This window comes from Massilia hydrophila (assembly GCF_020208145.1).
In the GTDB taxonomy this organism is placed as follows: Bacteria; Pseudomonadota; Gammaproteobacteria; order Burkholderiales; family Burkholderiaceae_D; genus Telluria; species Telluria hydrophila.
In genome coordinates, this window is the sequence record NZ_JAHYBX010000004.1 from 255,011 (window position 1) to 278,758 (window position 23,748).

Sequence of the window (23,748 nt, forward strand, 5' to 3'; positions counted from 1 at the left end):
GAGCGCTGCCGAGCTGCCATGGCGAACTGCCGCGGGCGCTCCGGCTCCTAGGGCGAGGCCGGCGGCAACTGCCCGTCGTCGTCGCGCAGTTCGGGCTGGCCCAGCGCCAGCGGCCGCAGTTGCGCCAGGATGCGGCGCCGGTCGCCGACGGCCATCACCACCATGTGCGCAGGATCGAGTGCCTTGCGCGCCGCGTCCTGCACCTGGGCCGCGCTCACGGCGGACAGCTGGGCCGGCAGGCGCGCGTAGTAGTCGGGCGGCAGGCCGTAGATGAACAGCTCGGCCAGGCTGGCGCCGATCTCGGCATTGGTCTCGAACTGCCCGGGCAGGGACAGCACCTGGGCATCGCGCGCCGCCTTCAGTTCGGCCGGCGGCAGCGGCGCAGTGCGCAGCGACTCCAGTTCCTGGAAGATGATGCGTACCGAATCGCCGGTGGCATCGGCCCGCACGCTGGTGCCGATCGTGAACGGGCCAGGGCTGCGCTCGTAGTGGAAATGCGAGTACACGCCATAGGTATAGCCCTTGGCTTCGCGCAGCCTGAGGTTGAGGCGGCTGGAGAACATGCCGCCCAGCGCCCCGTTCAGCACCTGCAGCACCGGGAAGTCGGCGCTGTCGCGCGCGGCCCCGATCGTGCCGACCTGCAGCGCCGTCTGGACCGCGTCCGGCTGGTCCACCACGACCAGGCGTGCGCGGGTGCCGGCTGGCGCGGGCGTGCTCGCGGCCGGCACCTCGGCGCGCGCCCAGGCGCCGAAGTGCGCTGCGGCGAGCGTCTTCAGCTCGGCGTGTGCGATGTCACCCGTCACCACCAGGGCGGCATTTCCCGGCACAAAGTGGCGCCGCCAGAATTCGACCAGGTCGTCGCGCGTCACGGCGCGGATCGCCTGCTCGGTGCCGAGCTGCCCATAGCCCTTGGGATGGCGGCTGCCGTACAGCGCGCCGAGCGCCGCCACCGCCGCCACCGCTTCCGGATCGTCGCGCTGCTGGACCAGGTCGCCGACCCGGCTGGCGCGCTGGCGCTCGATTTCGGCGATGGGAAAGGCGGGGCGCTGCACGATGTCGGCCATGATCTCCAGCGCCGCGGGGAAGCTCGCGCGCAGCGCCAGCAGCGAGACGGCCGAGGCGTCGGCGCCGCTGGCGGTGTCGAGGAAGGCGCCGAGCTGCGCGATCTCGTCGGCGATCCGGGGCGCGCTGCGGGTGACCGTGCCTTCTTCCAGCATGTGCGCCGTGAAGCCGGCCAGGCCCGGCAGGCCGGCCGGATTCGCGGCACTGCCGCTGCGCACCACCAGCTGGGCCGACACCAGCGGCACGCCCGGGCGCTGGTGGTGGATCACGGTCAGGCCGTTCTCCAGCCGGAAGGATTCGCCCTGCGGCAGCGCGAACTGGGGAGGAGGTCCGGCTTTCGGCCTGTGCGCGCGCCAGGCTTCGGGGGCATTGATGCCCGCGCCCGTGCCGCCACCCGCGAGCGGGGCGGCGGGGCGTGCCTTCGGCGGGCGCGGGTCGTGGATCACCGGCTTGCCGGGCACGCCGGTGACCACGGCGCGCGCGTCCTGGCGCAGCCAGCTGCGCACGGCGCGCTGCACGTCGGCCGGGCTCACGCGGCGCAGGCGCTCCAGGTCCTTGCCGAGGTAGCCGGGGTCGCCCGTGTACTGGTTGTAGTGGTTGAGCTGGTCCGCCAGGCCGTCGCCGCCCAGCTTTTCGATCGTGCTCAGGAGCGCGGTCTCCAGGCTGTTGCGGGCGCGCTCGACTTCGCGCAGCGTCGGCCCGTGCTCGCGCAGCGCGGCCAGCTCGGCATCGATCGCCGCTTCCAGCTCGCGCGCGTCGTGCCCGGGGCGCGCCGTGACGTCGATCACGAAGGTCGAGACCAGGCCCAGGGCGTTCTGGCTGGCGTCCACGTCCTGCGCGATCTGGTTTTCGTAGACCAGCTTCTTGTACAAGCGGCTGGACTTGCCGCCGCCGAGGATTTCCGCCGCCACCGCCAGTTCGGCGTCGCCCGGCCCGTAGGCGGGCGGCGTGTGCCAGCCCATGAACACGCGCGGCAGCTCGATCCGGTCGCGCACCACCACCCGGCGCTCGCTGGTGATCGGCGGGGTCGCCACGCTGGGGCGCGCCACCGGCGGGCTGCGCCGGAAGCTGCCGAAGTAGCGCTCGACCAGGGCGCGGGTCTTTGCCTTGTCGATGTCGCCCGCGATCACCAGGCTGGCGTTGTTCGGACCGTAGTAGCGGGCGAAGAACTGGCGCACGTCTTCCAGCTTCGCGTTCTGGATGTCGGCATGCGAGCCGATGATCGAGGCGTGGTACGGATGGCCCTTGGGGAACAGCGCATGCGCCAGCGCCTCGCGCACCAGGCCGTAGGGCTCGTCCTCGACCGTCTGGCGACGCTCGTTGCGCACCACGTCCTGCTGGATGCTCAGCGCTTCCTGGTCCAGCACGTCGAGCAGGTAGCCCATGCGGTCGGCATGCACCCACAGCGCCAGCTCCAGCTGGTTCGAGGGCACGGTGTCGTAGTAGGCGGTCTGGTCGTAGCCGGTGCCGCCGTTGCTGTCGGTGGCCCCGGCCCCTTCCAGCAGGCGGTCGGCCATGCCGCGCGGGATGTGGCGGGTCTGGGCGAACATCATGTGCTCGAACAGGTGGGCGAAGCCGGTCAGGCCCGGCGCTTCGCTGGCCGGGCCCACGTGGTACCAGAGGTTGACCGCCACCACCGGCAGGCGCCGGTCTTCGACCAGGATCAGTTGCAGGCCGTTCGGCAGGACGGTCTTGTCGAAAGCGATGTGGGGCAGCGGGGCGGGCGCCGGCTGGGCGCCGGCCATGGGAGAAAAAGTTGTCAGCATCAGGGTAGCAAGGAGCAGCCAGGAGAGTTTCATGTCGGGCTCCGGTCAATGGCAGCTGGCGCGTCCATGGTCCGGGGTGGCGCCCGGGCGCACGCGGGCCGGGTCGGCCGGCAGGAAGCGCCATTCGTAGGCGCCGTCCAGCAGGCGCAGCGCCAGTACGCCATCATAGCTGGCTTCGCGCACTTCGCTGTTGGCGGTCAGTTGCAGGAAGGGCGTGGCATAGGCGCCGCCGGTGCCGACCACGAACTGGCGCACGCCGCGCGCGCGGTCCAGGCCGCCGTCAGCGTCCTGCGGCGCGAAGCGCTCGTAGTCGTGGTCGTGGCCGGACAGCACGATGTCGGCGCCGGCCGCGTGCAGCAGCGCGAAGGCGTCGCGCATGCGGCCCGGCCCCAGGTGCCCGCCCGAACTGTACAGCGGATGGTGCCAGAACGCCAGGGTGCAGCGCGCCGGCTGGCGCGCAAGCTCCGCGCGCAGCCAGTCAAGCTGGGCGGCATGCGCGGCACCGCTCAGGTTGCTGTCGAGCGAGATCACCAGCCAGCTGCCGAGCCGCAGGCTGTAGTGGCCCTTGCCGGCGCGTTCGCCGAAGTACTCGAAATACGGCCTGGCGCCGGGCGTGGCATACTCGTGGTTGCCGGGCGTGGGCCAGGTGCGGTCGCGGAAACGTCCCCAGGTCGGCGCATAGCAGCGGGCGAATTCCGCCGCCGTACCGTGCGGATAGGTATGGTCACCCAGCGACAGCACGGCGGCATCGGGGTCGGCGCGCAGCAGGCCCTCGACCAGGCTGGCGGTGGCGGCCGCGCCCGACCAGCGCGGGTCGGGATGCTTGCAGCGCGCGATGTCGCCGGCCGCGTAGACCGTGTAGGCGGCCGCCGCGGCTGTTGTAGCCGGCACAGGCGGCGCGGCGGAACCCGGTCCGGCCGCCAGCAGCGCCAGGCCGCCCAGCAGGCGCGCCGCGAGCCGGCCCATGGCGGCCGGCGCTATTCGATGAAGCGCAGCAGGCCGCGCAGCGCGTGCGCCACGGTCTGCTCGCGCACGGAGCGGCGGTCGCCCTGGAATACCAGGCGCTCGGTATAGGTCGTGTCGCCGCGCGACCAGCCGAAGCACACCGTGCCCACCGGCTTGCCCGGCACCGCGCCGGTCGGACCGGCGATGCCGGTGGTGGACAGCGCGACATCGGCCATGCTGTTCGACAGCGCCCCTTCGGCCATCTTGCCGGCCACTTCCTCGCTCACCGAGCCGAACTGCGCGATCAGCGCGGCCGGCACATCGAGCAGCTCGGTCTTGGAGGCATTGGAATAGGTGACAAAGCCGCAGTCGAACCAGCCCGTGGAACCGGGGATCTCGGTGATCGCCTGGGACACGCCGCCCCCGGTGCAGGACTCGGCGGTGGCCAGCACCAGGCGCCTGGCCTCGAGCGCCTGGCCGACTTTGGTAGCAAGATCGAGAATATCGTTCGTCACGTGAGGCTCCTTTGAATGCGGTGAGGACCGGTTGCCGGACAGTGGCGCACGCAGGCCGCGCGCAGCTTCATTCTAGCGCGCTCCATGCCCGTCCGATACAGAAAGCTTGCACGAAATATCAGCTTTCACCCGCCACGCATGGGCGCCCCGGGAAGGGCGTGACCATTTTGAAAAGTGAACACTTCTGTGCGCCATGGGAGGGGTTGCTCCGTTATGCTTGAATCACTGTTTTCCGCTGGTTTTTCGCAGCGCACTGACGCAGCGCACTGACGCAGTGCCCCTGACGCAGTGCCCCTGACGCAGTGCCTCTGATATTGGTAGGACCCTCGATGCCGCTCGTACGATTTGCGCGTGACCGGATGGGGCCGGCGCAAGTTTGCGGCATGGCCGGCCGGCCCGCGTCCGCCCGCCGCGCGGCGGAGACCACGTGATGGGCGCGCGCTCGATCCGCAGCAAGCTGGTGTCGGCCGTGATGACGGCCACCCTGCCGGCCCTCCTGCTGTCGATCGCCATCATCATCGTGTACGACCTGCGCAGCTACCACCGCAGCCTGCTGAACGACCTGGCGACCCAGGCCGAGCTGGTCGGCCATATGAGCTCGGCCGCGCTGACCTTCGACGACCCGCGCCTGGCCAATGAGAACCTGGCCCTGCTGCGCACCCGTCCCGAGGTGCGCGCGGCCGCCATCTACGACGCCAACGGCGAGCTGTTCGCCTCCTACCGCGCCAGCGGCGAAGCGCGCGCCATGCCGGCCGCCCTGTCCGGCGCGCCCGCCTCCGACCGCCAGGAACTGGTGCTCCACCATCGCATCGTCGAAAATGGCGAGACCCTCGGCACCGTCTACCTGCGCGCCGAGAACCGGCTGCTCGGGCGTACCCTCGACTACCTCGGCATCGCGCTCTCGGTGACCCTGCTGGCGCTGGGCGTGGCCTACCTCCTGATGCGGCGCATGGGACGGGTCGTGACGGCGCCGATCGTGGCCATCACCGAGATCGCGCGCGACGTGGTCGCCACCCGCGACTATTCGCGCCGCGCGCCGCGCATCAGCGACGACGAGGCAGGGGAGCTGGTCGATTCCTTCAACGCCATGCTGACCGAGATCGAAGGCCGCACGCGCGAACTGGAAACCTCGAGCAGCGCGATCGCGCGCGAGGCGGCCGAACGTACCCGCGCGCAGCAGGAAATCATGCGCCTGAACGAACAGCTCGAGCAGCGCGTCGACGAGCGCACCCTGCAGCTGGCACTGGCCAACGCCGAACTGGCCAATGCGATCGAGGAAGCGCGCAGCGCCAACCAGGCCAAGTCGGCCTTTCTGTCCTCGATGAGCCACGAGCTGCGCACGCCGCTCAACGCGATCCTCGGCTTCGCCCAGATCCTCACCTCCGACACGCTGCCCTCGACCCTCGAGCAGAAGAAGGAGTTCGCCAATCACATCCTGAAATCGGGCCGGCACCTGCTCACCCTGATCAACGAGATCCTCGACCTGGCCAAGGTGGAATCGGGCACGGTGACGCTGTCGATGGAGCCGGTAGTGCTGGATGAGATCCTGCTGGAGACCCGCACCATGGTGGCGCCGATCGCGGCTGCGCGCGGGGGGCGCGTGCTGTTCCCCGAGACCCCGGGCGCGGTGGTGCTGGCCGACCGCACGCGCCTGAAGCAGGTGCTGCTCAACCTGCTGTCGAACGCGGTCAAGTACAACCGCGAGGCGGGCGCGGTGGTGGTCGACTGTGCGCAGGTCGGTCCGAGCCGGCTGCGCCTGTCGGTGCGCGATACCGGCGCCGGCCTCGATGCGCAGCAGGTGGCCAGCCTGTTCCAGCCCTTCAACCGCCTCGGCCAGGAGGGCGGCAACCAGGAAGGCACCGGGATCGGCCTGGTGGTGACCAAGCGCCTGATGGAACTGATGGGCGGCGAGATTGGCGTGTCCAGCAGCCCGGGCGTGGGCAGCGTGTTCTGGATCGAGCTGGCCAGCACCGCGCCGCTGGCGGCGCCGACGATGACGGAGCCGGGCGCGCAGGCCGCCTCCTCTGGCGCGGACGGGGCGTCCGCGCCCGCAGGCGAGGGCGCCGGCCCGGCGCCGCGGCTGCTGCTGTACGTGGAGGACAATCCGGCCAACCTGCGCCTGGTGGAAGAGATCGTGCGTTTCCGCCGCGACCTGCAGCTGCTGTCGGCGCCCGATGGCCACCTGGGCCTGGCCCTGGCGCGCGCGCGCCAGCCGGCGCTGATCCTGCTCGACCTGAACCTGCCGGGCATGGGCGGCCTGGAAGTGCTGCGCCAGCTGCGCGCCGACCCGGCCACGTCCGGCATTCCCGTCATCGCCCTCACCGCCAACGCCATGCCGCGCGACATCGAGCGCGGCATGGCGGCCGGCTTTGACCGCTACCTGACCAAGCCGATCGACATCGGGCAGTTCACCGAGGCCATCAACAGCACGCTGGCGCCGCGCCGTTTCGCGCCGGCGCAGAAAACGGACATCGATACGGACGCGGAGGCCACCGCGCCCGCCGCAAGGAAGGACGCATGATTTCACTGAACGACATCCGCCGCGCGCGCATCCTGGTCGTGGACGACGAACCGGTCAACGTCCAGCTGCTCGAATACCTGCTCAAGACCACCGGCTACGAGAACGTGTCCAGTACCAACGACCCGCGCCAGGTGGTCTCGCTGCACCTGAAGCACCGCTTCGACCTGATCATCCTCGACCTGCACATGCCGGGCATGGATGGCTTCGACGTGATGGAGGCACTGAAGCCGCTCGAGAGCGAGTCCTGGCTGCCCGTGCTGGTGGTGACGGCCGAGCCGGACAAGAAGCTGGCGGCGCTGGAGGCGGGGGCGCGCGACTTCATCGGCAAGCCCTTCGATACGGTCGAGGTGATGACGCGCATCCGCAACCTGCTGGAAGTGCGCCTGCTGCACCGCGAGTCGCAGGACTACGGCGTGCAGCTCGAGCGCGAGGTGCGCGAGCGCACCGCCGAGCTGGCGCGCTTTCGCGGCGCGATGGACGCGACGCCAGACGCGATCTTCCTGATCGACACCGCCTCGATGGCGATGGTCGACGTCTCGGACGGCGCCTGCCGCATGCTGGGCTTCTCGCGCGACGCGCTGCTACGCATCGACCCGGTGGCGCTGGGCCTGGCCACGCGCGCGCTGCTCGAGCGCCACCTGGCGGCCGACGCGCGCGCGCATGGCGGCGCGCCCACCGGGGCGCCGGACGCGAAGGACGAGACGCACAGCTTCGACGCGCTACCCGGCGACATTGTCGAGACCGAACTGCTGCGCGCCGGCGGGCAGGGCGCGGTGCCGGTGGAGATCAGCTGGAAGCTGCAGGACCTGGGCAAGAGCCGCATGCTGATCGCAGTGGCGCGCGACATCAGCGAGCGCCTGCACGCGCAGGAACGGATGCGCCACATGGCCAGCTACGACGCGCTCACCGGCCTGCCGAACCGTACCCTGTTCTTCCAGAACCTGCGCGAAGCCATCGAGCTGGCGCGCGACAAGAGCTGGCGCGTGGCGGTCATGTGCATCACCCTGGACCGCTTCAAGATCGTCAACGATTCGCTCGGCACCGCGCGCGGCGACGAACTGCTGGGCCAGTTCAGCACGCGCCTGGTGCGGGTAGTGCGATTGCGCGACACAGTCGGGCGCCTGGGCGGCGACGAGTTCGCCCTGTTCCTGACCATGACCCGCGACCAGCAGGAAGCGGTGAGCGTGGCCAACGAGATCCGCGAGACGCTGCGCACGCCGTTCGACCTGCACGGCCAGCAGGCCGGGCTCACCGCCAGCATCGGCATCGCGATGTACCCGGAAGACGCGACCGATCCGGGCACCCTGGTCAAGTACGCAGATACCGCGATGGTGCGCGCCAAGGAAGCAGGGCGCGACGGCTACCGCTTCTTTACCGCCGGCATGAACGTGCAGGTGCTGGCCCGTCTCGACCTGGAACTGGCGCTGCGCGGGGCGCTCGAGGACGGCCAGTTCGTGCTGTATTACCAGCCCAAGCTGGAGCTCAACACCGGCCGCGTCTCGGGCGTGGAGGCGCTGCTGCGCTGGAACCGCCCCGGCTTCGGCCTTGTCTATCCGGCCGAGTTCGTGCCGATCATGGAAGAGACCGGGCTGGTGGTGCGGGTCGGCGAATGGATCGTGGACGAGGCCTGCCGCCAGATCGCGGCGTGGAGCGCGCAGGGAGTGCGCGACCTGCGGGTGGCGGTGAACGTGTCGAGCCGCCAGTTCGTCGAGGGCGACCTGGAAAGCGTGATCCGCGCCGCGCTGGCGCGCCACGAGGTCGAGCCGGGCCTGCTGGAACTGGAGCTGACCGAAAGCGCGCTGATGTCGAACGCCGAGCACACCATCGCGGTGCTGGGGCGGCTGAAGGAGCTGGGCATCCGCATCGCGATCGACGACTTCGGCACCGGCTATTCGAGCCTGGCCTACCTGAAGCGCTTCCCGATCGACAAGCTGAAGATCGACATCGCCTTCGTGCGCGACATCGTGACCAACCCGGACGACGCCGCGATCGCGCTGGCCATCATCAGCATGGCGCACAGCCTGCACATGCAGGTGATCGCGGAAGGGGTCGAGTCGCGCGCCCAGATGGCCTACCTGCGGCGCCACCGCTGCGACGAGATCCAGGGTTTCCATTTCTCGCGCGCGCTGCCAGGCGAGGAACTGGCCCGGCTGGTGCGCGAAAACCGCGCCCGGCCCGACCAGCCGCCGGCGCACGACGACACGCTGCAGACCCTGCTCATCGTGGACGACGACGTCAACGTGCTGACCGCGCTGCACCGCCTGTTCAGGCGCGACAACTACCGGGTGCTGACGGCTTCATCGCCGGCCGAAGGCTTCGAACTGCTGGCCCTGTACCGGGTGCAGGTGATCCTGTGCGACCAGCGCATGCCGGTCATGAGCGGCACCGAGTTCCTCAGCAAGGTCAAGGAGATGTATCCGGAGACCATCCGCATCATCCTGTCCGGCGACACGGGGGTGGAGACGGTGCTCGACTCGATCAACCGCGGGGCGATCTACCGCTTCTATACGAAGCCGTGGGACGACCTGCAGCTGCGCGAAAACGTGCGGCTGGCGTTCCGGCATTACTGGCTGACCTATGGACCGTACGACGACCGCAGGACGCCGCGCGATGGGACCAGCGCTGCTCAGCTGAAGTGATCCCACCCGCTCACCTGTAGATCGAGCGGCGTCCCCTGCGCATCGACCAGGCGCAGCCCCGGTTCGGCCTCGATCCGCCCGACCCGGGTCACCGCCGTGCCGCTTGCGTGCCCCGCTTCCAGCACCGCTTCCCGATGGGCCGCCGGCGCCGTGAAGCACAGTTCGTAATCATCCCCGCCCGCCAGCGTGAACCGGCGCCGCAGTTCGGGCGGCTGGCGCGCCAGTACCGGGCCGGCCGGCAACGCATCCACCTCCAGCGTCGCGCCGACCCGGGACGCGGCCAGGATATGCCCGAGGTCACCCACCAGTCCGTCCGAGATATCGAGCGCCGCGTGGGCCACCGGCTGCGCCGCCAGCGCCAGCCCGAGCGCCACGCGCGGCGTCGGCATATGCATGCGCTGCGCCGCCTGCGCGTGGTCGGCGCCGGCCAGCGCCACTTCGTTCCAGTAGCCGCCCAGGGCCAGGCGCGCGTCGCCCAGGGTGCCGGAGATCCAGACGTCGTCGCCCGCCCTGGCCGCCTCGCGCCGCAGCGCATGGCCCGGTGCCAGTTCGCCGAACACGGTGATGCAGATGTTCAGCGGCCCCTTGGTGGTGTCGCCGCCGACCAGCTCGCAGCCGTGGGCATCGGCCAGCGCGAACAGCCCGCGCGAAAAGCCGTCCAGCCAGGCCGGGTCGGCGGCGGGCAGGCTCAGGGCCAGCGTGAAGGCGAGGGGGCGCGCGCCCATCGCCGCCAGGTCAGACAGGTTCACCGCCAGGCTTTTATGGCCCAGCATGAAGGGATCGGCGCCGGCGAAGAAGTGGCGGTCCTCGACCAGCATGTCGCTCGAGATCGCCATCTGGTGGCCGGGCGTGGGGGTGAGCAGGGCGCAGTCGTCGCCGATGCCGAGGTCGGCCCGGCCTGGACGGGCGCGCTGGAAATAGCGTTTGATGAGATCGAATTCGGAGAGCATGGGGCGATTGTAAACGCCCCGTTTCATTATTCGATCAGCAAATACCAAAGCCAGAACTATTGGAAAGTCTTATGAATGGCCGTGACTTGTTGAAAATACGTAGCCTTTGTCAACTGCCGGTCTGATAAAATTGGAGGTTCCCCTCTAGTTTCAGGAAGGCTGCCAGGCATGGACTCGTCATCGGACAAGAAAGAAGAATTGCGTCAACAACTGCGTGCTGCAGCACTCGAATACCACCAGATTCCCCGTCCCGGCAAGATCAGCGTGACCCCGACCAAGGGTCTGCTGAACCAGCGCGACCTGGCGCTGGCGTATTCGCCGGGCGTGGCCGCGCCTTGCGAGGAAATCGTCAAGGATCCCGCCAATTCGTACAAGTACACCGCGCGCGGCAACCTGGTCGCCGTGATCTCGAACGGCACCGCCGTGCTCGGCCTGGGCAATATCGGCCCGCTGGCCTCGAAGCCGGTGATGGAAGGCAAGGGCGTGCTGTTCAAGAAGTTCGCCGCGATCGACGTGTTCGACATCGAGGTCAACGAGAACGATCCGGACAAGCTGGTCGACATCATCGCCTCGCTCGAGCCTACTTTTGGGGGCATCAACCTCGAGGACATCAAGGCGCCCGAGTGCTTCTACATCGAGCGCAAACTGCGCGAGCGCATGAAGATCCCGGTCTTCCACGACGACCAGCATGGCACCGCCATCATCGTCGGCGCCGCCATCCTGAACGGCTTGAAGGTGGTCGGCAAGGATATCAAGAACTGCAAGCTGGTCGTCTCCGGCGCCGGCGCCGCGGCGCTGGCCTGCCTCGACCTGATCGTCGACCTCGGCTTCCCGCTCGAGAACATCTTTGTCACCGACCTGGCCGGCGTGGTCTACAAGGGCCGCCTTGAACTGATGGACGAGGACAAGGAACGCTTCGCCCAGGATACCGAGCACCGTTCGCTGCGCGAGGTGATTCCCGGCGCCGACATCTTCCTGGGCCTGTCGGCCGGCGGCGTCCTGAAGCAGGACATGGTGGCGCAGATGGCGCCCAATCCGCTGATCCTGGCGCTGGCCAACCCGAATCCGGAGATCCTGCCCGAGGATGTGAAGGCAGTGCGCAGCGACGCGATCATCGCCACCGGCCGTTCGGACTACCCGAACCAGGTCAACAACGTCCTGTGCTTCCCCTACATGTTCCGCGGCGCGCTGGACTGCGGCGCCACCACTATCACGCGCGAGATGGAAATCGCGGTGGTGCACGCGATCGCCGACCTGGCCCACGCCGAGCAGTCGGACATCGTCGCTTCGGCCTACGGCATCGCCAACCTGTCGTTCGGCCCGGAATACCTGATCCCGATGCCGTTCGACCCGCGCCTGCTGACCCACATCGCCCCGGCGGTGGCCAAGGCGGCCCAGGACGGCGGCGTCGCCACCCGTCCGATCGCGGACCTGGCCGCCTACGCCGAGAGCCTGCAGCAGTTCGTGTACCGCAGCGGCACCTTCATGAAGCCATTGTTCTCGGTGGCCAAGGCCGCTCCGCTGGAAGCCAAGCGCATCGTCTACGCCGAGGGCGAGGACGAGCGCGTGCTGCGCGCGGTGCAGGTGGTGGTCGACGAGAAGCTGGCGCGCCCGATCCTGGTCGGCCGCCCGGCGGTGCTGGAAAAGCGCATCGAGAAGTTCGGCCTGCGCCTCAAGCTCGGCCAGCACGTCGACGTGATCAACCCGGATTTCGACGAGCGCTACCGCGACTACTGGCAGACCTACTACGAGATGGCCAAGCGCAAGGGCGTGACCGTGGACCTGGCCAAGATCGAGATGCGCCGCCGCCACACCCTGATCGGCGCCATGATGGTCCACAAGGGCGATGCCGATGGCCTGATCTGCGGCACCTACGGCACCACCTGGATGCACCTGCACTACATCGACCAGGTGCTGGGCAAGCGCGCCGGCAGCAAGGTGTACGCGGCGATGAACTTCCTGATCACCCCGGACCGCCAGCTGGCCATCGTCGACACCCACGTCAACGAGAACCCGAATGCCGAGGAACTGGCCGAGATCACCGTCATGGCGGCCGAGGAGATGGAACGCTTCGGCATGCATCCGCGCGCGGCTCTGCTGTCGCACTCGAACTTCGGCACCGCCAACAGCGCCTCGGCCCAGAAGATGCGCGCGGTCCTGCCGCTGGTGCAGCAGGCCAAGCCGAACCTGGAAATCGACGGCGAAATGCATGGCGACACCGCGATCGAAGCCAAGGTACGCGCCAAGATCATGCCGAACTCCAGCCTGAGCGGCGACGCTAACCTGCTGGTGATGCCGAACATCGACGCCGCCAACATCTCCTACAACCTGGTCAAGAGCGCGGCCGGCAACGGCATCGCGATCGGCCCGGTGCTGCTGGGCTGTGCGCGTCCGGTGCACATCCTGACGCCATCGTCGACGGTGCGGCGCATCGTCAACATGACCGCGCTATGCGTGGTGGATGCGGTATCGCAGCGTTAAGCACGTCACAGCTGATGTCGTAAAACCTGCGCCTGATGCGGCCATTTGAGCTGCATCAGGCGTGTTTGTCTCTAAATTTCAATGTTTGTCATGGCGCAAATACAACGGTAACAAACCGTAAGCAAGCGACGTTTGGGGGTGTTTTCAGGGCATAATGTACGAATAAGTGTTGCTCTTTTTACATTTTTTTCCGTTGTGCAAGAGTCATCGGCACGTCCTCTCTGATACAATCCCGGCTGCCCTGCGTCTGGCTGCCCGCGAGACCATCTTCTAGAACCAAGAACATGCTTACAACAAAAAGAGCCCTGATCACCGGCATTACCGGCCAGGACGGCGCCTATCTGGCCCAGATCCTGCTGGAAAAAGGCTACCATGTGACAGGCACCTTCCGCCGCTCCAGCTCGGTCAACTTCTGGCGCATCGAAGAACTCGGCATCGACAAGCACCCGAACCTGGCGCTGGTCGAGTACGACCTGACCGACCTGTCCTCGAGCATCCGCCTGGTCGAGAGCAGCCGCCCGGACGAGGTGTACAACCTGGCCGCGCAAAGCTTCGTCGGCGTCTCTTTCGAGCAGCCGGTCACCACCGCCTCGATCACCGGCCTGGGCGCCGTCCACCTGCTCGAGGCGATCCGCATCATCAATCCGAAGATCCGCTTCTACCAGGCGTCGACCTCGGAGATGTTCGGCAAGGTGCAGGCCATCCCGCAGGTCGAGGACACCCCGTTCTATCCGCGCAGCCCGTACGGCGTGGCCAAGCTGTATGCGCACTGGATGACGGTGAACTACCGCGAGTCGTATGGCATCTTCGGCTCCTCGGGCATCCTGTTCAACCACGAGTCGCCGCTGCGCGGCCGCGAGTTCGTCACCCGCAAGATCACCGACTCGGTGGCCAAGATCGTCCAGAACAAGCTCGACGTGCTCGAACTGGGCAACCTCGACGCCAAGCGCGACTGGGGCTATGCCAAGGAGTATGTCGAAGGCATGTGGCGCATCCTGCAGGCCGACGAGCCGGACACCTTCGTGCTGGCCACCAACCGTACCGAGACGGTGCGCGACTTCGTCAGCATGGCCTTCAAGGGTGCCGGCGTCGCGATCGAATTCTCGGGCGAAGGCGAGAACGAAGTCGGCCACTGCGCCCGTACCGGCAAGGCCCTGGTACGCGTCTCGCCCAAGTTCTACCGTCCGGCCGAAGTCGACCTCCTGATCGGCGACCCGGCCAAGGCCAGGCGCGTGCTCGGCTGGGAGCCGAAGACCACGCTCGAGGAACTGTGCCAGATGATGGTCGACGCCGACCTGCGCCGCAACGACATCGGGTTCTCGTTCTAGATCATGGCAGGCATGGCCACGGACGGCATCCTGGCGGGCGAGGGCGGACGCGAAGGCGAAGGGCGCCGCGCGCTCGTCACCGGCCTGCGCGGCTTTACCGGCCACTACATGGCGCAGGAACTGCAGGCCGCCGGCTACCGCGTGTACGGCATGGCCATGCCGGGCGAGGAGCTGGGGCCGGACGTGTACGCGGTCGACCTGTGCGACCGCGACGCCGTGGCGCGTGTGGTCGACGAGATCCAGCCCGACGTGGTCGCCCACCTGGCCGGCATCGCCTTCGTGGCCCATTCCAACGCCGAGCTGATCTACCGCGTGAACGTGGTCGGCACGCGCAACCTGCTGGAAGCGCTGGACCAGGGCGGGCACCGCCCCACCAGCGTGCTGCTGGCTTCCTCGGCCAATATCTACGGCAATGCCAGCGTGCCCGTGATCGACGAGGCGGTCGCGCCCAGTCCCGCCAACGACTACGCCGTCAGCAAGCTGGCCATGGAGTACATGGCGCGCCTGTGGATGGACCGGCTGCCGATCACCATTGCGCGCCCCTTCAACTATACCGGCGTGGGCCAGGCCGAGAACTTCCTGCTGCCGAAGATCGTCTCGCACTTCCGCCGCCAGGAAGCACGCATCGAACTGGGCAACCTGGCGATCGCGCGCGATTTCTCCGACGTGCGCATGGTGGTGCGCGCCTACCGGCGCCTGCTGGCCCTGGCCCCCACCGGCGAAGCCTTCAATGTCTGCTCGGGCCATTCGCACTCGCTGGCCTCGGTGATCGACATGATGGGCGAGATTGCCGGCTACCGCATCGAGGTGCAGGTCAATCCGGCCTTCGTGCGCAGCAACGACGTGCTGACCCTGACGGGCAGCAGGCGCAAGCTGATCGACGCCATCGGTCCACTCGACCCGACGCCGCTGTCCGAGACGCTGCGCTGGATGTACCTGGCGTGAGGGCCGACGGTCTCACCGTTGGACTCGGAACGACCATGATCGAACCGGGCCTGACTGGCGGCCGCCTCGATGGAATCGGGGTCTACACCCGCGCGCTGCTGCGCCACCTGCCGCGCGCCGGCTGCAGCGTGCAGCCGTATTCCTGGCCGCGCATCGGCGCCGCCAGGGGAGCGGACATCAGCATCGGCAAGCCGCTGCCGCAATCCTTCGAGCGCGCCTCGCTGGTCGACCTGGCGATGCCCGCGGCGCACCGGGTCCACATGCCGGCCGACCTGTTCCACGTGACCGACTACCGCATCGTGCGCATGGATTGCCCGGTGGTGGCGACCCTGCATGACGCGTTGCCGATCAAGTATCCCGAATGGTGCAATCCGCGCCTGCGCAGCGTCAAGAACTGGCTGCAGCGCAAGGCCACGGCCAAGGCGGACCACGTGATCGCCCTGTCCCATTTCGCCATCGACGAGCTGGTCGAATGCTTCGGCGTGAAGCGCGAGCGCGTGTCGGTGGTCTATTGCGGAGTGGACGAGGAATGGCTGGAACCAGCGGACGAGGCGGCAGTCGCGGCGACCCTTGTGGGGTATAAACTACATCCCGGCTATTTCCTCACTGTGGGCACGCTGCAGCCACGCAAGAACGTGGAGCGCCTGCTCGATGCCTGGCTGATGCTGCCCAAGCAGCTGCGCGACGAGCGCGCGCTGGTGATCGTGGGCGCGCGCGGCTGGCGCTGCGAAGCCCTGGTGGCACGGATCGAGGAGGTGCGCGCGGCCGGCGAGAACCTGGTTTGGCTCGACCGGGTAACCGAGGCCACGTCCCTGCGCCACCTCTACCTGGGGGCCGGCGTGTTCGCCTTTCCCTCGCTGTATGAAGGCTTTGGCATCCCGGTGGTCGAGGCCTTCGCTTCGCGCGTGCCGGTGGTGGCCTCGAACGCCAGCTCGCTGCCGGAAGTGACCCGCGGCGCGGCGCTCGAGGTCGATCCGCACGACACCGGGGCGCTGGCCGACGCGCTGCGCATCCTGGCGGGCGACGCCCGCGAACGCGCGCGCTGCATTGCCGCCGGGCGCGCGCGCGCCGAACAACTGACCTGGCACGCCACCGCACGGCAGACCGCCGACGTGTACCGTGCAGTACTTTCGCAGTAAGCTTCCAACATGCGTGTCCTTCACTTCTACAAGACCTACTACCCGGACTCGGTCGGCGGCATCGAACAGGTGATCCGCCAGCTGTGTGTCGGCACGACGCGCCTGGGCGTGAGCAACACCGTGCTGTCGCTGTCGCGCCACAAGAACCTGGCCCCGATCAGCTTCGACGGCCACACCATCGAGCGGGTGCCGCAGAACTTCGAGATCGCCTCCAACGCCTGTTCCTGGCAGGCGCTGGGCGCGCTGGCGCGCCTGGCGCGCGAGGCCGATGTGGTGCACTACCACTTCCCCTGGCCCTTCATGGACCTGGCCCATTTCATGGCGCGCGTGGACAAGCCGACCGTGGTCAGCTACCACTCCGACATCGTGCGCCAGAAGCACTGGCTGCGCCTGTACCAGCCGCTCAAGCACCGCTTCCTCGGCAGCGTGGACGCGATCGTGGCCGCCTCGCCGAACTACCTGGCTTCGTCTCCCGTGCTGGCGCGCTACCGCGACAAGACCCGCGTCATCACCTATGGCCTCGACAAGTCCACTTATCCCGGCGTCGAGCCTTGCCGCCTGGCGCACTGGCGCGCCAAGGTGGGACCGAAGTTCTTCCTGTTCGTGGGCGTGCTGCGCTACTACAAGGGCCTGCACATCCTGCTGGAGGCGGCGCGCGGGCTGGACTACCCGATCGTGATCGTCGGCACCGGGCCGGAAGAGCAGGCACTGAAGGAGCAGGCCGCGCGCCTGGGCCTGAAGCACGTGCTGTTCACCGGGCCGGTGGACGAGCAGGACAAGGCGGCGCTGCTGGCCCTGTCCCATGCGCTGGTGTTTCCCTCGCACTTGCGCTCGGAAGCCTTTGGCATCTCGCTGCTGGAAGCGGCGATGCACGGCAAGCCGATGATCTCCTGCGAGATCGGCACCGGCACCACCTATGTCAACCGCGACGGCGAAACCGGCCTGGTGACGGCGCCTTCCGACCCGGGCGCGCTGCGCGGCGCCATGCGCCGGCTGTGGGAAGACCAGGAACTGGCGCGCCGCATGGGCGCGCGCGCCGAGCAGCGCTACAACGAGCTGTTTACCTCCGAGCAGATGGCGCTCGACTATACGGACCTGTACCGCGAGCTGGTCGCACGCCGCGCCACGGCCGATGCCGGCGAACATGTCAGGCTGGCCGGGGTGCCGCCGGCGCGCTGACGCAGGAAAGGATCAGTCCTCGGCCCAGCGCTGCTGCACCGTGCGCACGGCCGGCATCTGTTCGATGAACAGGTCGACCAGCGCCGGATCGAAATGGCGGCCCTTCTGCTCGCGCAGGAAGGCCAGCGCATCTTCCTCGCTCCAGGCCTTCTTGTAGGGCCGCTTCGAGGTCAGCGCGTCGTACACGTCGGCGATCGCCACGATGCGCCCGGCCAGCGGGATATCCTCGCCGCGCAGCCCGCGCGGGTAGCCGCTGCCGTCGTATTTTTCATGGTGGGTCAGCGCGATCTGCGCGGCCAGCGCCAGCATCCCGGCCTCGTGCTGGCCGATGATCTCGGCGCCGATCGTCACGTGGCTCTGCATCACCTTCCATTCGTCCGCGTCGAGCGGCCCCGGTTTTTGCAGGATGCGGTCGGGGATGCCGATCTTGCCCACGTCGTGCATCGGGGCGGCGTGCAGCAGGTCGTCCGCCTCCAGCTCGGTGAGGCCGGCCGCGATGCCCAGGATGCGCGACATGTGGCTCATGCGGATCACGTGCAGGCCGGTCTCGTTGTCCTTGTATTCGGCCGCCAGGCCGAGGCGCTGGACGATCTCCAGGCGCGTCGCGCGCAGCTCCTCCATGCGCACCAGCGACAGGTGGGTGCGCACCCGCGCACGCACGATCGGCGGGCTGACCGGCTTGGTGATGTAGTCCACGGCGCCGGCCTCGAAGCCTTCCAGCTCGTCGGCGGTGTCGTTCAGTGCGGTCACGAAGATCACCGGGATCGCGGCGGTGCCTGGCTCGGCTTTCAGCGCCGCGCACACTTCGTAGCCGGACATCCCCGGCATCATCACGTCCAGCAGCACCAGGTCGGGGCCTTCCTGGCGCGCCAGCTCGAGCGCACGGGCGCCATCCTTGGCGAACAGCAGGCGGTAGTGGTCCTGCAGGATCTGGCGCAGCAGCTGCAGGTTGCTGGCCTCGTCATCGACCGCGAGGATCAGCGGACGGTTGTTCGGTTGGGTCATGCTTGTGCGTCCTGTGTTGCTTGTCCTTGTTCATCCAGCGTGGCCATCACGGTTTCCAGCTGCTCCAGCGCCAGATCGAATTCGAAGTCGCCGATCGCGCGCTGGACCTGGGCCACGCACGCGGCCGCCGGATGCCCGGCCAGCGCGGCCGCCAGGCCGGCCAGCGCGGCGTCGTCGAGGGCGCCGCGGCGCAGGGCCTGCAACAGCACGCCGCCAGCACGGCGCGCGCGCGCCAGGTCGTGGGCGGCCGGCACCGCGGGCGCGGCAGCAGGCAGCGCATCGCCGTCGCGGATCGCGGCCAGCGCGAGCTCCAGGGCCGCGGTGCAGGCTTCGAGCGCGGCGGCGGCGGCGCGTTCGTCGGTCGGCACGGCATTGGTGGCCTGTTCCAGCTGCGACAGCGCGTCCGACAGCTGTTCCAGGCCGACGTTCGCGGCCACCCCGCGCACCTTGTGCGCCAGCATGCGCAGCTCGTGGTGGGCGCCGCCGGCCGCGTGCAGGCGCAGGGTCAGGGCCAGTCCGTCGTACTGGCGGCCGAAATGGGCGAGCGCTTCGGCGTACACGTCGGCCTTGTCGGCCCAGCGGTGCAGGCCGGCGCGCCGGTTCAGCACCTCGCGCGCCGGCGCCGGGATGCCGGCCAGGTCCGGATTGGCCTGTTGCTGGTCCAGCCCCAGCACGCGCGCGATCTCGTGCGACAGCGAGAACCAGTCGACCGGCTTGGTGGCAAAGCCGTCCATGCCGACCTCCGCGCTGGCGCGGCGGTGCTCGGCCAGCACGCTGGCAGTCATCGCGATCACCGGCGTGCGGCGGCAGCCGGTGGCCGCTTCGTGGGCGCGGATCGCGCGGGTCGCGGACAGGCCGTCCAGCAGCGGCATCTGGAAGTCCATCAGGACCAGGTCGAACTCGTTCTGCAAGGCCTGGTCCACCACGGCGCCGCCGTCCGCCACACCGGTGAGGGTGTGCCCGCGGCGCGCCAGCAGCAGCTGCAGCAGCTCCAGGTTCTGCGGCACGTCGTCGGCCGCCAGGACGCGCAGCGGCGGCAGCACGGCGGCGCTGCGTACGCGCGGGGCCTGCTGGGCGAAGCGTGCCAGCACCAGCGGCAGGCGCACGTGGAAGGTGGTGCCCTTGCCGAACTCGGACTCGGCCCAGATCCGGCCGCCCATCAGTTCGACGAGCTGCTTGCTGATGGTGGTGCCCAGGCCGGTGCCGCCGAAGCGCCGCGTCATCGAGGCGTCGGCCTGGGTGAACGGATCGAAGATCGCCTGCAGGCGCTCCGGCGCGATGCCGATGCCGGTGTCGCTGACGGCAATGCACAGCTGGTCGCCTTCGGCACCCACCTCGAGGGTGACCGTGCCCTGCTCGGTGAACTTGATCGCGTTATCGAGCAGGTTGGTCAGCACCTGGCGCACCCGCAGTTCGTCGCCGCGCAAGCCGGTCGGCAGCGCCGGGTTGTAGCGGATGTCGAGGTGCAGGCCCTTGGCGCGCGCGTTCGCGGCCAGGGTCGAGGACAGTTCGTCGATCAGGGACAGCAGGTTGTAGTCGTTCTGCTCGAGCTCCACCGCGCCTTTTTCCAGCTTGGCGGTATCCAGGATTTCGTTCAGCAGGCGCAGCAGCGAACGGCCGGCGTTGCGGATGGTGTCCAGGTGGCGCCGCTGCTCCTTGTTCAGCTCACCGTCGAGCAGCACGTCGGTGAAGCCCAGGATCGAGTTCATCGGCGTGCGGATCTCGTGGCTCATGTTGGCGACGAAGGTGGCGCGCGCGGCGGCAGCCTGCTCGGCCTTGTCCTTCGCCTCGCGCAGCGCATCCTCCATCTCGCGGCGCTCGGTGATGTCGAGGATCACCCCGTCCAGCCAGGCCACCTGGCCCGCCTCGTCGCGTACGCCGCTGCCGTTTTCCCACAACCAGCGGATGCTGCCGTCCGCATGCAGCAGGCGGTATTCCACCAGGTAGGGGCGGTCTTCGCGCAGCGACGCTTCCAGTTCGGCGTTGACGCGCAGCCGGTCGGCCGCATGGATCATGGTGCCGTACAGGCGGCGCGGCTGGCTGCCGACGAAGTCGGCCGCCGGATAGCCGGTGACGCGCTCGACCGCGTCGCTGATGAACACCATCGGCCAGTCGCCTTCGAGCGTGCAGCGGAAGGAGATGCCGGGAATGTTGGCGATCAGGGAACGGAACTGGGCTTCGCTCGCGTGCAGCGCCTGCATGATGGCGCGCCGCTCGCTGATGTCGGTAATGAAGCAGACGAACAGGTCCTGCTGGTTGAGGCGCGCGTGGCCGATCGCGCGCCGGATCGGCACCAGGCTGCCGTCCTTGCGCTTGCCCATGATCTCGCTGCTGCCGGAGACGGCCGCGGTGTAGCCGTCGCGCGCGATGCCCAGCAGCCCTTCGCGCGAGGCGCCGTCGTTGTCGTCGATCAGCACGCTGGCGCTGCGGCCGACGATTTCCGCGCGCCGCCAGCCGAAGATGCGCTCGGCCGATGCATTGAACTCGGTGACCGTGCCGTCGCGCGCGATGGTGATCACGCCGTCCACCGTGGTGGTGAGCAGCGCGCGCATCCAGGCTTCGCTGCGGCGCAGCTCCAGGAACATCTGGCGGTAGCGCAGCAGGCCATTGGCGGCCACCACCAGGCCAGTGAAGACCATTGTGGTCAGCGCCACCGCGAGCGCCAGGAAGGAACTGCTGTCGGTATCCAGGCTGGCCGCGCCGGCGGGGGTGACCTGGCCGACGAAACGGGCGGCCGCCATGCCGGTGTAGTGCATGCCGGCGATGGCGCAGCCCATCACGACGGCCGCCAGCAGCAGCCGGCGCGATTCGCTCAGCGACTTCAAGCGCGACAGGCGGTAGCGCACCCCGAGCGCCAGCGTGGCCAGCACCACGGCCACCACGATCGAGAGCGCGAACATGGCGGGGTCGTAGCGCAGCTGCAGCTGCATCTGCATCCCGGCCATGCCGGCGTAATGCATGGCGCCGATGCCGGCGCCGACCAGCACCCCGCCTACCAGGAGACCGGCCGGACCGAGGCGCTGGCGCGAGATCAGCGACAGCGCCACCGCCGAGGCGCCGATGCTGGGCACGGCCGACAGCAGGGTGACCAGGGGATCGTAGTCGACCGGCGTGCATAGCGTGAAGGCGAGCATGCCGATGAAGTGCATGGCCCAGACGCCGGCGCCGAGCGCCAGGCTGCCGCTAGCCAGTACGATCGCGCGGTGGCCGCGGCTGGCCGCGGCCTGGCCCGCGATCTGCAGGCCCATCCAGGAAGAAAAGATGGTGATCAGGACCGACAGCAGCACGAAACGCGGCTCGTACACGCCGTAGGTCAGCAGCGACGGGTCGTCCGGGATCGAGAATAGTTGCAGCATGGGCGGCTTGGCGGTAGGCGGGCAGGGAAGCGGGCAGGGAAGCGGGCAAGGAAACGGGCAACATCGGCGCCCGGGAGGTCTCAGCAGTATCGCATTTTCATGATGGAAAGTCTTGTTGATCAGCAGAATCGTCAAAACCCGGTGCGCATACTGTCGCGCATCCGCCACCGTTTCCGACATGCATTGCCTGACGATTCACGCTCCTGCTATGCTGCATTGACGATTAAGAAACCGGCGTTCCTGCACAGGCCCTCATCTTGCTCATTCCTTCTGTCGCGATAGCAGTCGCCGCCTTTGGCGGCATGGCCGGCACCGCCCTGGGCGCGGTAGCGGACAGCAAGCCGCGTCTCTACATCACGACCGAAACCTCGGCGCCGTCGAGCATGTTGGACGGCAAGTGGGTAATCGGTATCGCAACCGACAAGGTGCGTGAAGCCATGCAGCGCGCCGGCGTCGACTACACGATCGAATTACTGCCCTGGAAACGGGCCTTCCTCGCCGCCCAGCAGCGTCCCGACGCCTGCGTTTACTCGACCTCGCGCACGCCGGAACGCGAGAGCCAGTTCAAGTGGGTGGGACCGACCGATGTCGGACAATGGGTCCTGATGGCGCGCGCCGACAGGGAGTTCAAACTGAACAGCCTGGAAGACGCCAGGGGCTTGCGCATCGGCACCTACAACGGGGATGCACGCGACGCCTACCTGCGCGCGCGCGGCTTCCACGTCGATGCCGCCAACGAAGACCTGGCCAATGCGGGAAAACTTCTGCTCGACCGTATCGACCTGTGGGCGGCCAGCCTGCGCAGCGGCAGCACCATTCTCAAGCGCTATGGCTACGACAAGAAGATCGTGCAAGTGCTGGTCTTCAACCGCGTCGAACTCTACCTGGCCTGCAACCGGGCCGTGCCCGATGTGCTGGTCCAGCGCCTGAACACTGCCTTCGACGCGATCGCGCGCGACGGCACCGGGCGCCGTATCGAGCGCAGCTACGAAACCTGGGGCAAACCGCTGCGCCAACCGTGAGCGCAGGACGCAGCGCCGGGTGTAAGTTTTTCCGACGACTAAAAGGATAGGCAAGATGGCAAGTTAAGCAGCACGCGGGGCGTGCTTGCAGGAGCGCGCTTGCGGTAGCGCGTCCGCATGGCCAGTAACTTGCACGAATTGCATGTAAGAAATATCGACAGCAGGCAATGCTGTCCGGACAAGGCCATATAACAAAAAACCCGCACTCTTTGGCAGAGAAGCGGGTTCAGGCTACAGCTTGCGATACTCGGGTGGTGCCTCCGGCCGGAATCGAACCGGCACGCCTTTCGGCGCTTGATTTTGAGTCAAGTGCGTCTACCAATTCCGCCACAGAGGCCCAATCGCAGGCGCGCATCTTAACACAAGGCTCGCGCGGCTGACCAGTAGCGGAAAGTGCGCCAGCAGCCGCAGCCGCCTCAGCACCCGATCCGCTGCTGCAGCAGGCGCAGGCTGCCCACCGGGCCAACCACCTGCAGGGTATGCGGCTTGACCGCGACTTCGATCGCGCCTTCGCGTCCGCTGAGCCAGGGTTGTGGACGAAAATAGCTGATGCGCTCGGGATCGGCTGCGGTGCGGTGGTAGCCGAGCGAGACCAGGGCGTCGTCGAGCGCGTCCAGCATGTGCTCGGCATTGACGCGGGTGCGCATCTCGAAACGGCCCGGGCTCATCATCGCCACTGGCATCAGGCCCCCAGCCAGTGCCGGCAGCACGATGAAATGCAGTGGCGTTTCCGGGGCGATGGCGTGCAGCGCCAGCATCAGCAGGGGCAGGCCCAGTGCGAGGGTCAGGGCCCAGGGAAACAATTGGCGCCAGGTGGCGGCGCGGCGCAGGAAGGAAGGCCGTTCACGGACTCTGACGATTTCCGAAAAAATAACGCTTTGCATGGTGTCTCCTC

15 protein-coding genes and 1 tRNA gene are annotated in these 23,748 nt (G+C 68.2%); 8 read left to right on the forward strand and 8 right to left on the reverse strand.

Annotation, left to right across the window (positions count from 1 at the left end; all coding sequences use genetic code 11):
- Positions 1-47 precede the first annotated feature (47 nt).
- From LE190_RS13100 to LE190_RS13110, 3 genes are read right to left on the reverse strand one after another with little or no spacing between them, the layout of a single operon-like run.
- Positions 48-2,861, reverse strand: a complete 2,814-nt coding sequence (locus LE190_RS13100; protein ID WP_225239116.1) for a M16 family metallopeptidase — start codon at positions 2,859-2,861, stop codon at positions 48-50.
- A 12-nt stretch (positions 2,862-2,873) separates the two neighbouring features.
- Positions 2,874-3,794 carry a metallophosphoesterase family protein gene (locus LE190_RS13105; protein WP_225239117.1) on the reverse strand — a complete coding sequence of 307 codons (921 nt, stop codon included), beginning with the start codon at positions 3,792-3,794 and terminating at the stop codon, positions 2,874-2,876.
- A gap of 11 nt (positions 3,795-3,805) precedes the next feature.
- Positions 3,806-4,288, reverse strand: a complete 483-nt coding sequence (locus tag LE190_RS13110) for a CinA family protein (RefSeq protein WP_225239118.1) — start codon at positions 4,286-4,288, stop codon at positions 3,806-3,808.
- Positions 4,289-4,718: 430 nt separating this feature from the next.
- Between LE190_RS13110 and LE190_RS13115 the strand changes: the two genes are divergently transcribed.
- The gene (locus LE190_RS13115; protein ID WP_225239159.1) at positions 4,719-6,809 is read left to right on the forward strand and encodes a sensor histidine kinase, YfiR-like protein-associated; all 2,091 of its coding nucleotides are present in this window, start codon (positions 4,719-4,721) and stop codon (positions 6,807-6,809) included.
- Positions 6,806-9,448: an EAL domain-containing protein gene (locus LE190_RS13120; protein ID WP_225239119.1), complete on the forward strand. Its 2,643-nt coding sequence runs from the start codon at positions 6,806-6,808 to the stop codon at positions 9,446-9,448. The genes LE190_RS13115 and LE190_RS13120 overlap by 4 nt, the downstream gene beginning before the upstream one ends.
- Here LE190_RS13120 and thiL read toward each other — a convergent pair.
- Positions 9,436-10,398, reverse strand: coding sequence for a thiamine-phosphate kinase (gene thiL / locus LE190_RS13125; protein WP_225239120.1), 963 nt, complete (start codon positions 10,396-10,398; stop codon positions 9,436-9,438). The genes LE190_RS13120 and thiL overlap by 13 nt on opposite strands.
- Before the next feature lie 168 nt (positions 10,399-10,566).
- On the opposite strand from thiL, the gene LE190_RS13130 reads away from it, so the two are divergent.
- From LE190_RS13130 to LE190_RS13150, 5 genes are all read left to right on the forward strand, one after another.
- A complete protein-coding gene (locus tag LE190_RS13130) occupies positions 10,567-12,879 on the forward strand; it encodes an NADP-dependent malic enzyme (protein WP_307734704.1) in 2,313 nt (770 codons plus the stop codon).
- A 284-nt stretch (positions 12,880-13,163) separates the two neighbouring features.
- Entirely contained in the window at positions 13,164-14,207 is a 1,044-nt protein-coding gene (gene gmd, locus LE190_RS13135; RefSeq protein WP_225239121.1) for a GDP-mannose 4,6-dehydratase, read from the forward strand.
- A gap of 12 nt (positions 14,208-14,219) precedes the next feature.
- Complete coding sequence (locus LE190_RS13140; RefSeq protein ID WP_225239161.1) at positions 14,220-15,152, forward strand: GDP-mannose 4,6-dehydratase; 933 nt, start codon at positions 14,220-14,222, stop codon at positions 15,150-15,152.
- Between the two features lie 35 nt (positions 15,153-15,187).
- Complete coding sequence (locus LE190_RS13145; protein ID WP_225239122.1) at positions 15,188-16,291, forward strand: glycosyltransferase family 4 protein; 1,104 nt, start codon at positions 15,188-15,190, stop codon at positions 16,289-16,291.
- A gap of 9 nt (positions 16,292-16,300) precedes the next feature.
- Positions 16,301-17,470: a glycosyltransferase family 4 protein gene (locus LE190_RS13150; RefSeq protein WP_225239123.1), complete on the forward strand. Its 1,170-nt coding sequence runs from the start codon at positions 16,301-16,303 to the stop codon at positions 17,468-17,470.
- Positions 17,471-17,482: 12 nt separating this feature from the next.
- Here the strand turns inward: LE190_RS13150 and LE190_RS13155 are convergent, their stop codons facing one another.
- Positions 17,483-18,475, reverse strand: coding sequence for an HD-GYP domain-containing protein (locus LE190_RS13155; protein WP_225239124.1), 993 nt, complete (start codon positions 18,473-18,475; stop codon positions 17,483-17,485).
- Complete coding sequence (locus LE190_RS13160; protein ID WP_225239125.1) at positions 18,472-21,831, reverse strand: MHYT domain-containing protein; 3,360 nt, start codon at positions 21,829-21,831, stop codon at positions 18,472-18,474. Before LE190_RS13160 ends, LE190_RS13155 begins: the two co-directional genes overlap by 4 nt.
- Before the next feature lie 257 nt (positions 21,832-22,088).
- Between LE190_RS13160 and LE190_RS13165 the strand changes: the two genes are divergently transcribed.
- On the forward strand, positions 22,089-22,853 hold the full coding sequence (locus tag LE190_RS13165; protein WP_225239126.1) for a substrate-binding periplasmic protein: 765 nt from the start codon (positions 22,089-22,091) through the stop codon (positions 22,851-22,853).
- A gap of 252 nt (positions 22,854-23,105) precedes the next feature.
- Here LE190_RS13165 and LE190_RS13170 read toward each other — a convergent pair.
- A tRNA-Leu gene (locus LE190_RS13170) sits at positions 23,106-23,190 on the reverse strand.
- A 79-nt stretch (positions 23,191-23,269) separates the two neighbouring features.
- Positions 23,270-23,737, reverse strand: a complete 468-nt coding sequence (locus LE190_RS13175; protein ID WP_225239127.1) for a DUF4055 domain-containing protein — start codon at positions 23,735-23,737, stop codon at positions 23,270-23,272.
- Positions 23,738-23,748: the final 11 nt, after the last annotated feature.

Bases quoted from the DNA above. Each gene is read 5' to 3' on its own strand.
- LE190_RS13140 (WP_225239161.1), top strand. From the start codon at position 14,220: ATGGCCACGGACGGCATCCTGGCGGGCGAGGGCGGACGCGAAGGCGAA.
- LE190_RS13130 (WP_307734704.1), top strand. From the start codon at position 10,567: ATGGACTCGTCATCGGACAAGAAAGAAGAATTGCGTCAACAACTGCGT.
- LE190_RS13155 (WP_225239124.1), bottom strand. From the start codon at position 18,475: ATGACCCAACCGAACAACCGTCCGCTGATCCTCGCGGTCGATGACGAG.
- LE190_RS13145 (WP_225239122.1), top strand. From the start codon at position 15,188: ATGATCGAACCGGGCCTGACTGGCGGCCGCCTCGATGGAATCGGGGTC.
- LE190_RS13150 (WP_225239123.1), top strand. From the start codon at position 16,301: ATGCGTGTCCTTCACTTCTACAAGACCTACTACCCGGACTCGGTCGGC.
- LE190_RS13115 (WP_225239159.1), top strand. From the start codon at position 4,719: ATGGGCGCGCGCTCGATCCGCAGCAAGCTGGTGTCGGCCGTGATGACG.
- thiL (WP_225239120.1), bottom strand. From the start codon at position 10,398: ATGCTCTCCGAATTCGATCTCATCAAACGCTATTTCCAGCGCGCCCGT.
- LE190_RS13160 (WP_225239125.1), bottom strand. From the start codon at position 21,831: ATGCTGCAACTATTCTCGATCCCGGACGACCCGTCGCTGCTGACCTAC.
- LE190_RS13100 (WP_225239116.1), bottom strand. From the start codon at position 2,861: ATGAAACTCTCCTGGCTGCTCCTTGCTACCCTGATGCTGACAACTTTT.
- LE190_RS13175 (WP_225239127.1), bottom strand. From the start codon at position 23,737: ATGCAAAGCGTTATTTTTTCGGAAATCGTCAGAGTCCGTGAACGGCCT.
- LE190_RS13105 (WP_225239117.1), bottom strand. From the start codon at position 3,794: ATGGGCCGGCTCGCGGCGCGCCTGCTGGGCGGCCTGGCGCTGCTGGCG.
- LE190_RS13120 (WP_225239119.1), top strand. From the start codon at position 6,806: ATGATTTCACTGAACGACATCCGCCGCGCGCGCATCCTGGTCGTGGAC.
- gmd (WP_225239121.1), top strand. From the start codon at position 13,164: ATGCTTACAACAAAAAGAGCCCTGATCACCGGCATTACCGGCCAGGAC.